The organism is Rhizobium mongolense subsp. loessense, assembly GCF_900099775.1.
Classification (GTDB): domain Bacteria; phylum Pseudomonadota; class Alphaproteobacteria; order Rhizobiales; family Rhizobiaceae; genus Rhizobium; species Rhizobium loessense.
The window spans coordinates 199397-213874 of record NZ_FMTM01000005.1 but is presented as its reverse complement, the minus strand read 5'-3'; the positions used below and the strand labels follow the sequence as shown (position 1 = coordinate 213874).

Genomic DNA, 14478 nt, shown 5'->3' with positions numbered 1-14478 from the left:
TTTACATTGCCGCTTTCTGAACCGTGCCAGAATGACTCTGGATCAGCTGGCTGACAACCTGCTCGGCTTCACCTGCTCCCTCGTTTCCACCGCTACGGCTGGCCACGCGCTCCCTAAGACGAGCCACAACATCGCCGATGGTCGTGCCATCGCTGATACCGCTCAGCGGTATGTCGAAACCGGTCTTCTGTTGGAAGCTCATGCCGAGTTCCATCGCCATCAGGCTGTCGAGGCCAATATCCTTCAGCACCTTTTCGGGTGTGATCCCATCTTCAGTGATACGCAGGATCGCAGCGATTTCGGCAGCGACCAGCTTATGGAGAAGGGCCTGCGCTTCGTCTGCAGACTTGCCGGCGATCATCGCCTCGAGATCGATGGTTTCGTTGTCATTGGTCGCCTGGCTGCTTCCTGCATGGCGCATGATCGTCTCGAAAAGTGACTTTCCGGCAATTGGAAGAAGCCGCGCCGCGCTCCAGTCGACCTCGGCGATCATGACGGTCGCACCCTCGATGCGGCCCTGATCGGCAAGCATGTAGCGCTCGACCTGCTCCAGCGCATCGCCCGCTTTCAATGCCGACTTGCCGATGCGCTTCGAAAGCACCTCGTTCACCTCGGCGTTACGCGCCAGGTAGCCCTTGTCTGCAATCGCGCCGAAGCCGACCGCCAGACCGGCAAGTCCGGCTGCGCGGCGTTGGCGCGCCAGGCCTTCGAGGTAGCCGTTGGCTGCGACATAGTTCGCCTGCCCTGGATTGCCGAGCATCGTCGTCGCGGACGAAAAAAGCAGGAAGAGATCGAGGTCGTCATCTGCCGTCAGCCGGTGGAGGATTTCCGCGCCCTTGACCTTGACTTCGACGACGGGGCGGTTGCGTTCTGCCGTGAGGTTCGAAAGCAGGGCATCGTCAAGCACCATGGCTGCATGGACGATACCCTTCAGAGATGCCTTGGCGCGCAATTCGCCAAGCAGGGCGGCGACCGCCCTCTCCTCAGTAATGTCGCAAGCATGCACGCTTGCCGTGACGCCCTTCTTTGTCCATTCGGTGATCGCCTTGCGGGTCTCGTCATCGGCAACGCCCTTGCGCGAACAAAGCGCGATCTTCCGGGCGCCCTTCGAAACCAGCCAGTTTGCGGTCGCAAGACCGAAGCCGCCGATGCCGCCTGCCACGAGGAAGATGCCATCGGAATCGAAATGAAGCGGCTTGCCGGGCGCCGGAAGGACCTTGTCCTTGCCAATGACCGGGGGACGGACGACGATCTTGCCGATGTGGCCGGCATTCTGCATGAGACGGAATGCGCTGCTGATCTCGTCAAAACCGAAAGCGCGATAAGGGATCGGCACCAGCTTTCCGGCCGAGAACAACTCTCCGATTTCGGTGAATATCCGCTTCGTGAGCTCCGGCACATTAACGAGCAGCTGGTCGGCATCGATGCCGAAATAGCTGATGTTGCGGCGGAAAGGCCGGAGCCCGATCTTGCGGTCGGAATAATAGTCGCGCTTACCAAGTTCCAGGAAGCGCCCGAACGGCTTCACGAGCTCCAGGCTGCGCTCCATGGCTTCGGAGAAGAGCGAATTGAGAACGAGATCGACACCGGCACCGTCGGTAATCCGGCGGATATCGGTCACGAAATCCAGGGAGCGCGAATCGAAGACATGATCGGCGCCGAGCGTTTCCAGGAAGCGACGCTTCTCAAGCGTTCCCGCCGTGGCAATGACCCTCGCGCCCTTCAGCTTTGCGATCTGCAGGGCGGCCAGGCCGACACCGCCTGCGGCGCCATGGATCAGGATCGTCTCACCGGGCTGAATGCGGCCAAGCTCGACCATGGCGTAATAGGCCGTGAGGAATGCGACCGGCACGGTTGCTGCGGCGACCGTATCCATCCGTTCGGGTAGCCTGGTGACACCATCCCGGCGAACTCTCACATGCGTCGAGAAGGCCGCCGGGCCGATGCCCATCACCTTGTCGCCAGGCTTTAGATCACTGACGCCCCTGCCCGTTTCGACAACACGTCCGGCAAACTCCATGCCGATCGTGGCGCCGGCAAAGCCGTCCTCCAGTGCTTCTTCGGGGAGCAGGCCCATGGCCCACATGACATCACGGAAGTTGAGACCTGTTGCCTCGACGGCAACGACGATCTCGCCGTCGGTAGCAGACGGTACCTCACAAGCTTCCCAGGCAACACTGTCGAGTCGTCCGGCCGAATGCTGGCGGATCGTGGCAGCGGCATAACCGCCGGTCATCCGGGCCGAGGACGTTGACGGCCCGGTAACAGCGCGCAGTTCACGGACCTCGCCGGTTGCCGCGTCGAGCATCCATTCGCGGTTTGCCCCATGTGATGTGAAGATCGAATTCACGATGCCGGGAACACGCCGATCGCCGGGTTCCGCATCGAGCATGTGGACGTCCAGGAATTCATACTCGTTCTGCAGGACGCGGGCAAAGGCCCAAAGCGCTGAGTTTCCGCTGTCGGTCCCATCACCGGAAAGCGGCGAGCCACCGGGCGCGATGAGAAGAAGCTGCGGACGGCTATTTGCGGCAGCCTCGCCGGACTGCATGTAGGCGGCAAGCGCTTCTGCAAAAGACGCAAATGTGACGAGCCGATCCTGTAACAGCTTCGATGGGTCTTCCTTCGACGCGCGCTCGGCATAATAGACCGCACGCACCGGCTGGCCCGCAAATTTGGCGAAGGCCTCAGCATAAGCCGACTTCGGCTCGTCGGCCGAAACGGATATTGTTGCGAGCCCCCCGAAGTCCGAGGCGTGGCTTGAGCCTTCGCCGATCACAAAGAGCGGGCCATTGCCGGTCTCGGCGGCCAGTGGTTTTTCGCTTACCGCCTTCGGCTGCGCGACGAGCGAAACGAGCCTGCCTTCCGGATACTCGGCTTCGTCGACCTTTGCGTCCGCAAATCCGAGCGAATGTGCAAGATCCTCAATCTGTCGAGCGGTTCCGAGCTTTCCGATCGGAAATTCCGGAGACTGGCTTCCTGCAAACCAGCCGTCCGACAGGCCGAATACGAAGTCGTTGAAAGCCGAAGGCGCACGATCGGCAAGGACGAGCGTCGCACCGTGAGCCGCTGCCTTGCGCACGACAGCCTGGAGCGCCTCGTCGCTGGAAAGATAATGCTGGCTCTGATCGCCCGCAACGACAACCAGATCGGTCGCGGCCTGATCGCCGAGCTTATCGGGGTCTGCGACAATGACATGTGCACTGTCTTCGAAGGCGAGTTCCAGCGTACGCCGGATATTTTCGCGCGGGTCGGCAATGACGAGCAAAGCGCCGTGTTCGGCTGCCGCCAGGGCAAGCTTGCGGCTGAAGGCGGCCGAGATCGATCCAACTTCCAGAATCCGACGGATACCGCCTTTCTTCGCTTTCAGCACACCATCGACCATGCCGCCTACGACGGAAAGGCGTTTTACGCTCAGCGGCGAATGGGCGAGAACATGCTCCAGCGTCGCTTCGCTAACCGACTTCGAAGAAGGAATATCGTTGCCCTGCTTGATGGCCGCGATTTTCTCGAGGGCGTCGCGATGCGCATCGTTGATGAGGACGGCTTCCGCGATGCGGCCGGCATCTTCACCATAGAGTTCCCGCAGAACCTCCTGGACCGGCGGCAGCGTGAACTCAGTCGCAACGGTCCATTTTCCATCATCGGAAGAGGCAATTCCAGCATCTTCAAGGCTGAAGAGGCAGCTAGTGAGGAAAGATCGGAACGCCGCATCGCCGTGGAGACGGTCAATCGCAATCGAGCCATTCTTTGCCGCGAGCGCAAGCGCGATCTCGTGGCATGCGCGATAGACGGCGGCGTCGAGTAGAAGGGTTGCGTTATTCAGCGCCACGTCCGGGGCGCCGGCAATGACTGGAAGCGCATGAATGTCGGATGTCGCGGCAAAAAGCGCGGACGGTACGCTCTCATAGTGAAACGCGACGGAATCGAGCGTGTGGTGACGCCTCAGATACGTCCGGCGGAAGCGGCAATCGTCGAATGCCGCAACCTGCGTGCCGGCATCGTCGAACATCCGGAAACGCACCTTGATCGAATTCTGGCTGAACCGCTCGATCCCGATCGTCGCCTTGACCACCGGCCGTTCGGAACGCCTGACGCGAACGGAGCCGAAGCGCACAGGGATATAGGGCGCGCCCGCCTGATCGCCGGACAGCTGATCGAAAAGCGCCACCAGACCGTGAAACGCTGCATCGACCGACATCGGATTCAGATTGTAGCTCAGGTACGGGTGTGCAGCCTTCTGTGCCGTCTTGAGATCGACCTCTATCAGACCGTGCCCGAATGCGACGGCCTTCGACAACAACCTGAAATGCGGACCATATTGCAGACCAAAGCGCTCAGCTTTCTCATATGTTTTCTCGGCCGTCAGAACCGATTTGACTTCGCCGGCGACGGGGGCTGCGCGCTCGTCGGCCACAGCATCGATCGTCTTGCGCACCCGGGCTACGGCATGAACGGTCCAGTCGTCATTGCTCAGCCGTTCACGCGAGCGGATTTCGATGTTACCGGTTTCGGGAGAAAGGACGGTCGAAAGTTCGGCAATACGATCATGCCGCAGTTCCAGCGGCCGGACGATTTCCAGATTTCCGAGTTCGACCTCGTCCGTATCATAATATTGCTGCGCGGCCGTTACGGCGATCTCGATAAAGCCGCTTCCAGGCATGATCGCCTTTGAATCCACAACATGCTCTGCAAGGTCTGGCAGCAGGTTGGCGTCGACATGGTTCTTCCAGCTCGATGCGTTCGGATCGGTTCGCCAGCCGAGCAGCGTATAGGGCACTCGCTGGTCGCGACCGAAGATGTCGATCTCGTCGCTCGTCGGCTGCGGACGCAATTCGACTTTCTCAAACGGCAGCGGCGGAAGTTGAATGAAGGCGTTGCGACCGGCGGCGTTGCGTGAGCGAAGCGGCGATACACCATGAGCCACAGCACGCGCGAAGGACTGCGCGACCGGATCGCGGCCGGTTCCGCTTTCACGGGCAAGCGTCGGGATTACGGCCGCTTGATGCGAAATGTTCTTGGCGATGTCCGTCACATAGTTCGAAAGAATCGGGCGCGGCGAGATTTCGATGAAAAGGTTGCAACCCATTTCCATCGCGGCTTCACAAGCGTCCTTGAACAGAACCGGATCGCGCACGTTGCGCCACCAATAAGCCGTGTCCAGCGTCTGCCCATCAGCATGGCGGCCGGTGACGGTGGAAATGAACGTGCCGGCGCCAGCATCTGGCTCGAGATCCGGCAGATCGTCGAAGAATGCCTCCTTCGCCCGATCGATGATCGGATGATGGAACGGATAATTAATATCGAGAACATGCGCCACGATCTGCGCCTTGCGGGCGGCGTCGCGGAAGGCCTGAACCTCGTCTGATGGGCCGGAAATCGTTACTGAATTCGGCGCGTTGATGGCTGCGATGCAGATATTGTCAAAGCCGTTCGCTTTTGCGAAAGCAAGCGCGGCATCCGAGCTCATGACGACCGCTGCCATCTTGCCTTCGCCGGCCAGCAGGTCCTGATGTTGCGAACGCTTGGCGACAATCGCCACAGCTTCTGCGGCCGTCAGCACCTTGGCGGCGTAGGCAGCGGCAATTTCGCCCACTGAGTGACCAAAAACCGCATCGGGTCTCAGGCCCTGCGCCGATAGACAGTCGGTCAATGCCGCCTGTACCGCAAACAGCATCGGCTGAGCGATCTTAGTGTCGGCAAGCCGCTCCGGCAGGTCTTTGGAAAAAAGCAGATCAGTCAGTTTTTCGCCGAGATAATACTCAAAGAGCGCGCTGAAGGACTGGAAGCATTGGCGAAAATGGGCGTTTTCGCGATAGGCATCCACGCCCATGCCCGGCCATTGCGATCCGTTTCCAGCAAAGACATATGCAACCCGCACGCCTTGACCGGGAACCTCGCCGTGCTCGCCAGCCGTCGGCTCGCCTGCCAGATGAGCGCTGATTGCCTCCAGCACTCCGTCGCTGTCTTTCGCTTTGACAGCAAAACGGTGGCGCATTGCCTCACGGTTCGCCACCGCCGAAGCGACAAGCTGGCGCGCCTCTCTAGTTTCGGCCTGCTCCAGACGCTGCTTATAGTCATCAAGCAGGCCCTCAAGCGCCGAGGCGCTATGGGCGCTTGCCATGAAGATGACGCGATCACCCTTTGCTTGCGGCTCGGGCGGTGCGACAGGGTCCGGATCGCTGATCACGACATGGGCGTTCGTGCCGCCAAAGCCGAACGAGTTTACGCCTGCAAAGCGCGGAGTTTTCGCAGGCATCAGTTCGATCGGAGAGGTGTTGACGCGAACGTTCAGGTCCTCGAAATCGATGTCTTCGTTGGTCCGCTCGATATGAAGCGTTGCCGGCAGGAAGTTGTTTTCAAGCGCAATGACTGCCTTTAGGAGACCGAAGAGGCCGGAGGCTGGTTCAGTATGACCGATATTCGATTTGATGGAGCCGATCGGAACTGGTGCCCGGCGGTTCTTGCCGATGACGCTGCCGATAGCCCAGACTTCAGCGGGGTCGCCGACGCGCGTGCCCGTACCATGGCCTTCTATGAAGGCGATCCGGTTCACATCGATATTGGCGCCCTCGTAAACCGACTTCAGGAGGGCAGCCTGCGCCTCCCGGGACGGCAAGGAAATACCATTGGTACGGCCTGAAGAATTGACGCCGGTTGCATGAAGGCGGGCGTAGCTGCGATCCCTTTCGCGCAGAGCCTTGTCGGTGCGGCGAAGCACCAGCACGACGCCCCCTTCGGCGCGCACATAGCCATGGCCATTCGTGTCATAAGCTCGGCACAGGCCTTCGGGCGACAGCATACGCGCCTGCGCAAAGCCGACGAAGGAAAGCGGATGCGCCAAAAGATTGATCCCGCCCACGATTGCCGTATCGATGTCGCCGCGATCAAGCGCGCGTACGGCCTGGTCGAGCGCCACCAGCGACGACGAACAGGCCGTGTCGATCGTCATGCTCGGGCCGCGCAGCCCGAAGATATGAGAGATACGGTTTGAAACGATCGAAAGCGTGTTGCCCGTCATGAAATAAGGGCTGCCGGTCGCCGGATCCTCGACGGCCAGATTGCCGTTATCGAGGCTGGATGCACCGACATAGACGCCCACCTGCTCGCCACTCAGGGAGGCCGCAGGAAGATTGGCGTCCTCAAGCGCACGCCAGACAAGGCTAAGCAATATCCGCTGCTGCGGATCCATCTGCATCGCTTCGCGCTGAGAAAGACCAAAAACAGCCGGATCAAAATGATAGACGTCAGTAAGAACGCCGGCGGCGAAGGTATAGGTCTTGCCTTGGATGCCTTGATGCGGGTGCCAGTAGCGGGCGAGCTGCCAGCGCTCGGCCGGGATTTCGCTGACGGTGCACTTCCCGTCCTCGAGAATTTGCCGCAGTTCATCCACTGAAGAAGCGCCTGGAGCAACGCTTGCGCGCCCAATAATCTCAATCGTCATGTTCACCCGGTGTCGTTATAGCGGTAGGCGGCAGAGGGTGGCTATCAATGCCAGCTAAAGTTCACATCATAAAAGCTGCGGCTTGTCATCCGAAAAAATCGTATCTGCGGTTGTATTCCCATAACTTTCAATAACAACCGTAACCGATTGTAAACAAAGGAAGGAGCCCCACCATTCCTGATGGAACCCCTTCAAAGCATAGCAACGATGAGCAACTGGATCTAATTGTTCATGTTGTTATAAATTCCAGCACTCTGCGCGGCAATACCGACCGGTTGCCCGACAATTCCGAGGAACATCCGAATATCGACGGCAGGATGGCGCGAGATGTAGATAACATCGCGATTTTTGACCGGGAACGTCTGTCCGACGATCAAGCTATCCGGATGACTCATGTCGAAACGATAGACGATCGGATAACGGCCGACGCTGTCAGGCGCCAGTCCCTTATTCAGAAGTTCATGGAACCGCTGGCTTCCAAGCAGGCTCATGACGACATCAGGTTCCTCATAGCGGAACAGGAAGTATCCCTTTGCATCCGTCGCCAGATCGTTGCCGCCTCGACCAAGTGCGACCGCCTCAAGCAGATTGAGATCGTTCGCACCGAAATTGATGCGCGCATTGAGGTTGGCGGCGCCGAGAATAGTGAAGGTACGCGGGTCCTTCGACACGAAAATCCGGTCGCCGGGCTGGACGTAAATGTCTTCCGAGGGATTTTCGATGATCGACTTCAGAAGCGCCGTGCCGGTTTTCTTGCCACGGACGAGCGTAACATAGGCCTCATAGGGCTGTGCCTGCGAGCCGCCTGCCTTCGCAAGCACCTCGGTGATCTTTTCGCTGACCAGGCTCAGCGGCACCTGGGACGGCTTGCCGACCTCACCAGAGACCGTGACATTTCGGGATGCCGTGCTCACGCTCGTTACAATGACGTCCGGCTCGACGGCTTTGTTCGCAAGTGACGCAAGAATTGCCTTACGGGCTTCTTCAAGTGTCTTGCCCTCAAACTGGACCGATCCAGCATAGGGAATTGCGGCCATACCATCCGGCTGAACTACGATATCGAGGTTCGTCTGCTTCGATTCCGTCGTCGAGAAGAGCCCGTCGCTGCCTGCTTCGAAAATCGAGACCTTCAAGTGGTCCCCGACGCCGATCACCACGCGGCCGACGCCGCCACCGATGCCAAAACGGCGATTGAGGGCCGTCGCCACATAGTTGGAAACGAGAGTGGCAGAGCGGCTGTCGACGTCGACGATATCAAAAACGGCAGCATTTCGGCGGCCGACTTCTGCAGCGGATCGCCCGGCATCCTTGTTTATTGTATCGGCAAGAGGTCCCTGCGCAGGCAGCCCCTGGCAGCCCGCCAAGGCAAGGCAGATCAACACAATACTCGATCGAACCAATTGATTTCCCTCGATATCGGCGAAGACATTGATCCTCGATGTCACAACCGACCTATTTGCAAAAGATTCTAATTGGCACCTGCAAAGCACACTGGACGTCTCACAACAAGCCAATTGGCGGACCGATCCCTAAAAAAATCACAGCTGCGTTATCAATGCCATAGTGCAGTAAGGGCTCAATCACGCTCCCGCAAGCAGCCCCAGCGAACTATCTACAATTTGAGTTAAAGGCGCTTAAACAAGCCGGAACGCGGCAAATCTTTGCCGATCCGCTGAAAACATCGCGACGGCGACCGCGGCGCTCGTATCCATGGGAGGCCAGCTGCTGGACCACTAGTTAGCGGGACGACGAAACCAATCCATACAGCCAACATGACATTGCCACAGAAGTGCCGAGGTTCCTAGGTGGCGCGATCCGCGTCCGCGATGCCAGATTTAAAGCCATCTTCCTGAATTAAGGCTGAAGCTCACTGCGCTCCCAAAAGAGCACTGGGGTCCTTGTAGGTTACTTCAATCACCTCAGAGACGTTGCTCACGATCCTTGCGCAACTAAGCCTTCATCCTCACCGATACCCAAGATGTGTTGCTTGACGCGCGTATGAATAACCGATTTGGCTTTTTCCGCATCTCGCAAATCCACTGCATATTCGTTGCGCAGCAGATACCAGAAGCGTCGAAGGTCCTCGGCAGAGACCGCAGTTCTTCCAGGCTGGAACTGTTTCTCGAACTCGCCCTGCTGCTCGCAAATGAAGCACGCGGCCATATAGTCGGACCGACCGAATACATATACCGGCTTTTCGTGCAGGAGTGCTTCGGCACCTACGCCGGAGTTTATCACGCATACGGCAGCTGATTTTGCAATGATGCTGTGAATGCTGCCAGTTGTTGAGATGATCCTGCCGGCGCTTTCGTTTTCCCGGATGTATTTTCCAATTGCTGTCGAACCACAGAGTGGATGCCGTTTGACAACAACGGAGTAGCCGATCTTCTCGCAAACTTTAACGACTTCCTCCATCATTTCGGTGGGGCTGCAAAACGCCAGCTCCTGCACGGAATCACCCATCATCTGGAGAGCGACAAAAACGAAGCGGGCCGGCAAAGCCTCCGCAGTATGAAGCGGGCTCTGAGTATATTTAGACAAATTGCGGGAAATGGTTTGCGCTTGATCCTCTTGAAAGAACCTGCTGGCGGCCGTCGCATCCACCTCATGAAGTGGTAGTTCGACTAGGCTTCTTCTCGAGAATTCCGACCATCCGGAATAGCCGCGGGCATCAAAGCTAAAGCGGGATGGACGGTCGGTCTCCTTGAAGTGAAGACCATTTCGATGACCGGACACCGTGTGATACGAGAAGAAAGGTATCGGCAAGTCTTCGACACCGTGCAGCTTGATCTGCCCCTTCACCTCGTAATGGATTCCGATTGTGTCGAGGCACTCCGCGATGGTCTGCAAAACAAACCTGATATCGGCGCGAAAGCCGGAATAGTCGATTTTGTTGGACCGCAATGCTGCCGATGGGATGACGATGACCGCATCGTGCGTCTGGGTCATCGGAGGGCTCAGCCCAGCGCGCGCCAGAATATCCTGGTGTCCGCGTCCTATGAGGCCAGACATCGGCTCAAGCGCATCAAGGTTGAGCCGTCCCTCTAACCGATCTGCCGCTTTTTCCATCCCGTTCTTGCGAAGAGCTTCGACCACTTGCTTTGCTCCTGCCAGGTCTATGAGCCACATCGAAGCGTCGACCGCCTGTTGAGCGAACCTCGAAAGAAGCTTCGGGTCATTGAGAATCGCATCGCGATCACGAACTATTCGCTCGATCACATACCTGAGGACGTCATTACGGCCGGCACTATCGGCTGCGGCCGCAACCGAAGCCGCGAACTGGAAGAGAGGTTCATTGGGATCGTGTGAGAGCCGCGTCGCACCGTCTACGGCGAACTCTTCATGCCTACGTTCCTCCAGCAACAAACTTCTCCTGAACTCGGCGACCTGAACCCGCGCAGGAAATGACCCTGCAATATAATCCAAGGCAGAGAGAGCTGCTTCATACTCTCCATTCCTGCGCAGAAGCGCAGCTTCAATAACTGGCAACAGGTTTCGATCGAACCGGGGCGCTTTCATCAACTCGTCGGCGTATCGAGGATCAACGTGCCCGAGAACCTCGTAGAGGAATAACCGCATCGAATCCGCACCCGGTGTCTCCCGTTTGCTTAGATCAACGAGGATTTTGGCTGCCTTTTCGAAGTTCTTCTGCTGACAGGCAATATACATCCAGCCGTCACAGATGCGACGGCGGTGTGCCGGCATCGGCAGAAAACGCAGGATGAAGGCAACGGCGGCAAGGGCTACGCTCAGGACATGGAGGAATCTCTTCCGTTCGATCAAATCTTGAACGCGTTCCGCCAATCGGTCGATCAGGTAATTCATTGCATCTCGATCTAGCTGTCTCGATCGCAAGACGAAGTTAGCATGGGCCGTTCGCGGATCGCAAATCTCTTCCCGTCTGGCAGTAACCCGTTGTCATCCTTGCCGCAACAGAACTCGTCGGCCATCACCGGGGATCCAGCGGCCCCGCCGTACCGATATCTTTCCAGATTTGCCGCCTCTGTCCCAACCGGACGAGGCAATCCTCGATAAACCAGCCGATGACCTCCTTTCGGCCCTTCACGAAAGGCAAGAATGCTGTGTCAAGGCCGACAAACGGAAGGAACGGATTGGGTCGCTGCGACGCATAGATCTCGACGCGCACGGATGGACGGACGGATTTGCCCCTTGCGTGGAATCCAAATGTATCTCCGACCACGAGCGTATTGGCGGGAACGGCGAACTTGGTAGGTTCAGGCAAACGCAAAAGGTGCAGCTGGTTCTCTGGAATCCGGAATGAGCCATTCTCGCCCCGGATCGACGCCAGGATGCTCTTCCTCTTGTGCCAGGCGAGCCGCCGTTTGGTCAGTTTGTGAGAGCCGGCAACATAGGTGAAGGGGCCTTCATCTTCAGGGACGTCGCAAAGGAAGAACCAGGCCTTAACCGTCGAGTGAAACGTATCCATATGAAGATCGGTTTGCGGGTCCTTCCCCTTGCCTTCTTCTGTCTCCGTCCCAAAAATCGTTTGGATGCAGATGGCCGGCTCTGCCTTGAACCCCCCAACATAACGCAGCGGATTGCTCCAGCCGTTGCTGTCCACCAGGGCACGGATGGCAGGGTAATTTTTCAGGACCTCTGGTGTAAGCGAGGTCCTACGCGTGACCGCTTTCCCTTGCGTCATTTCGCGAGCCGGGGCGCGAAGAGCCTCGACTTCCGAGCGCAGCTGCGCGAACATCTCCGGCGCTAGGAAATTGCGTCGTTCGATATAGCCGTTCTCCGCGAAGAAGGTGCGCTCATTCTGAGGAATAAGATGCTGCAGGCGCCGGCGTCGCGACGCTACAATTTTCGCGGCTGTTTTGACGCGCCAGATGTGGAGGCCCTTGCGATTGAGCTTTTCGCTTCCAAGCAGCGGATTTTCAATAAAACGCTTTTCGCCGGTGATGACCTGAAGCGCATAAACAGGAAGCATTAGCACCTTCAGCGGCGACCACTTCTTGTTCGGCATTGTCCCCTCCTTCCGCATTCCTAGTTGCGCGCTAAATTGCCGCGGATTCGCCGGGAGAGCAAGAACGGAGAATCTCTGTCCCCATTTGCCGAAGACAACCGCATCGCCTAGATTACGTGGATGCAACACGACTGGATATAGTTCAGGATCATTGGGATTGGACGGGTTGCAACGCTGAGCTCTTTGTAGGGCGGGCGGGCCCTTATCACCCTTCTTGGGAGTCTATTCTTTCGCTGACGGATCTCGGCAATGCTGGGCTGGCCTTTGCGATCGGGACATTTCCAAGGGCGCGAAAGGCGGGATTTCGAGATAGGTTTCCATATGCCGCTGTATGTGAAACGCTACTTTTTGTAGGATTGAAATTGGGATCAATTTACTAATTTTTGGCCGGCAGTGATCATTGTTCTGCATTGCTGGTAGCGGTCGGATGTAGCGCTGCATAGCAATGGATCTCATAGCGCTCCCGCCAGCCATCGCATCGGGCGATAGGAGCTACAAATGAGGGGAATCATCGAGGTAGCCTTTTCTTGTGTCTTGGCTACATCATGCAACTCAACACATAATGTAAGGCAATCCTCCGTTGCCGACTACGCCTTGATGTCGAATACACGGCTCTGCAGCCCTTCACTTGATTCAGACCGTGTTGTCAGACTGGCAAGATCTTCTCGCGGCTTGACCTGTTAAAAGATGACGCGCAGTTGCGTTGGATCGAATACCCCGAGGACTACTGCGCAAGGTGCTTGCCATGCCGTCTCGTTTCGACTACCCGATTTGAAATTGTGCGGATCGGACTCGATCCGTTAGCCCTCCTCCGTACCGCATGCTAGAAGTGTCGCAGTTGTGGCAATACGATCGGCGGCAACCGCTTTGGACAAGTTACGTCTTTGAGACCTACTATTCGACGGAGAAGAAACGCGGCATCTCATGACTAATGTAGTCAGATTAATCTTCTCGTCCCTCTTTGGCAGTGCACTTCGCCGGTCCAAAAAAGGGCCAGCGTTTATTATCGGGCTGAGCGCGTGGCGCCCCTACCTTGGCGATTGGTTCGAGGGTGAGAAAATCTACAAATTCGGACGTAGCATCTCCTGGTTGCGATTTTACGCAACAGTGGCTCCGGTCATCCTCGCTGATCCCCGTTCTAAAGTCTATGTATGGGCATACAAACACCCGGACTTTATTAAGAATTTTTGTCGCGCTTGGGACGTTCCCCTTATTAGAGTTGAGGACGGCTTTATCCGATCAGTTGCTCTGGGTGCAACGCGGGCGCCTCCGCTCTCCTTATGCTTCGACTCCTCCTCTCTTTACTTCGACGCGACTGAGCCGTCAGACTTGGAAAGAATTCTTCAGACGCACGACTTTGATACCGATAACGAGACAAGGGCCCGCGCGCGCGCGGGCATTGAAAGGCTCCTTACTTCGAGGCTCTCGAAATATAATAGCTCTCAGAATGCAGACGTTGAAGAAATTTACGGTCCTAAGCGTTGTCGCCGCGTGCTTGTATTGGGGCAGGTAGAGGATGATGCATCAATAAAGTTTGGCTGCAGCAGAAAATTAAACAACAACGATGTCGTTCGAATTGCCGCAGTGGAAAATCCCGATGCTCAAATTATCTATAAGCCGCATCCAGAAATACTTCACGGAACAAGAGCCGCCCAGTCGAGCCCTGACGCGGTTCGAGATATAGCCCTTGTTCTGGATGCCGATATAAGTTTGGCGGATAGCCTTGAAACAGTTGACCATGTTTATACAATTACCTCCTTATCAGGCTTTGAGGCACTGCTACGCGGCATCAAAGTTACCTGTTTGGGGATGCCTTTTTACGCCGGTTGGGGCGTCACAGACGATCGTCAGCTCTGCGAACGGCGAACGGCAAAACGATCGATCGAGGAGATCTTTGCAGCAGCATATATTTTATACGCCCGTTACTTTGACCCTATGCGCCACTGCGAAATCACATTCGAAGAGGCATTGGAACTTTTACGATCAATGAAGCTTCACGATCAGCCGCCCGCGCACACCGTTCCCGTTTGAACTTAGGCGGCACATT

5 protein-coding genes are annotated in these 14478 nt (G+C 57.2%); 1 reads left to right on the top strand and 4 read right to left on the bottom strand.

The genetic code is table 11. The features are described 5' to 3' along the window. Position 1: 1 nt before the first annotated feature. From BLP23_RS18380 to BLP23_RS18365, 4 genes are all read right to left on the bottom strand, one after another. Positions 2-7444, bottom strand: a complete 7443-nt coding sequence (locus BLP23_RS18380) for a type I polyketide synthase (RefSeq protein ID WP_092586306.1) — start codon at positions 7442-7444, stop codon at positions 2-4. A gap of 221 nt (positions 7445-7665) precedes the next feature. Then, positions 7666-8844: a polysaccharide biosynthesis/export family protein gene (locus tag BLP23_RS18375; RefSeq protein ID WP_092586489.1), complete on the bottom strand. Its 1179-nt coding sequence runs from the start codon at positions 8842-8844 to the stop codon at positions 7666-7668. Positions 8845-9376: 532 nt separating this feature from the next. After that, entirely contained in the window at positions 9377-11269 is a 1893-nt protein-coding gene (locus BLP23_RS18370; protein ID WP_092586305.1) for a capsular polysaccharide export protein, LipB/KpsS family, read from the bottom strand. Positions 11270-11393: 124 nt separating this feature from the next. Next, the gene (locus BLP23_RS18365; protein ID WP_167363931.1) at positions 11394-12431 is read right to left on the bottom strand and encodes a phytanoyl-CoA dioxygenase family protein; all 1038 of its coding nucleotides are present in this window, start codon (positions 12429-12431) and stop codon (positions 11394-11396) included. Between the two features lie 924 nt (positions 12432-13355). On the opposite strand from BLP23_RS18365, the gene BLP23_RS18360 reads away from it, so the two are divergent. After that, a complete protein-coding gene (locus tag BLP23_RS18360) occupies positions 13356-14462 on the top strand; it encodes a capsular polysaccharide export protein, LipB/KpsS family (protein WP_092586303.1) in 1107 nt (368 codons plus the stop codon). The last annotated feature ends 16 nt before the right edge of the window (positions 14463-14478 follow it).

Bases quoted from the DNA above. Each gene is read 5' to 3' on its own strand.
- BLP23_RS18380 (WP_092586306.1), bottom strand. From the start codon at position 7,444: ATGACGATTGAGATTATTGGGCGCGCAAGCGTTGCTCCAGGCGCTTCT.
- BLP23_RS18370 (WP_092586305.1), bottom strand. From the start codon at position 11,269: ATGAATTACCTGATCGACCGATTGGCGGAACGCGTTCAAGATTTGATC.
- BLP23_RS18365 (WP_167363931.1), bottom strand. From the start codon at position 12,431: ATGCCGAACAAGAAGTGGTCGCCGCTGAAGGTGCTAATGCTTCCTGTT.
- BLP23_RS18360 (WP_092586303.1), top strand. From the start codon at position 13,356: ATGACTAATGTAGTCAGATTAATCTTCTCGTCCCTCTTTGGCAGTGCA.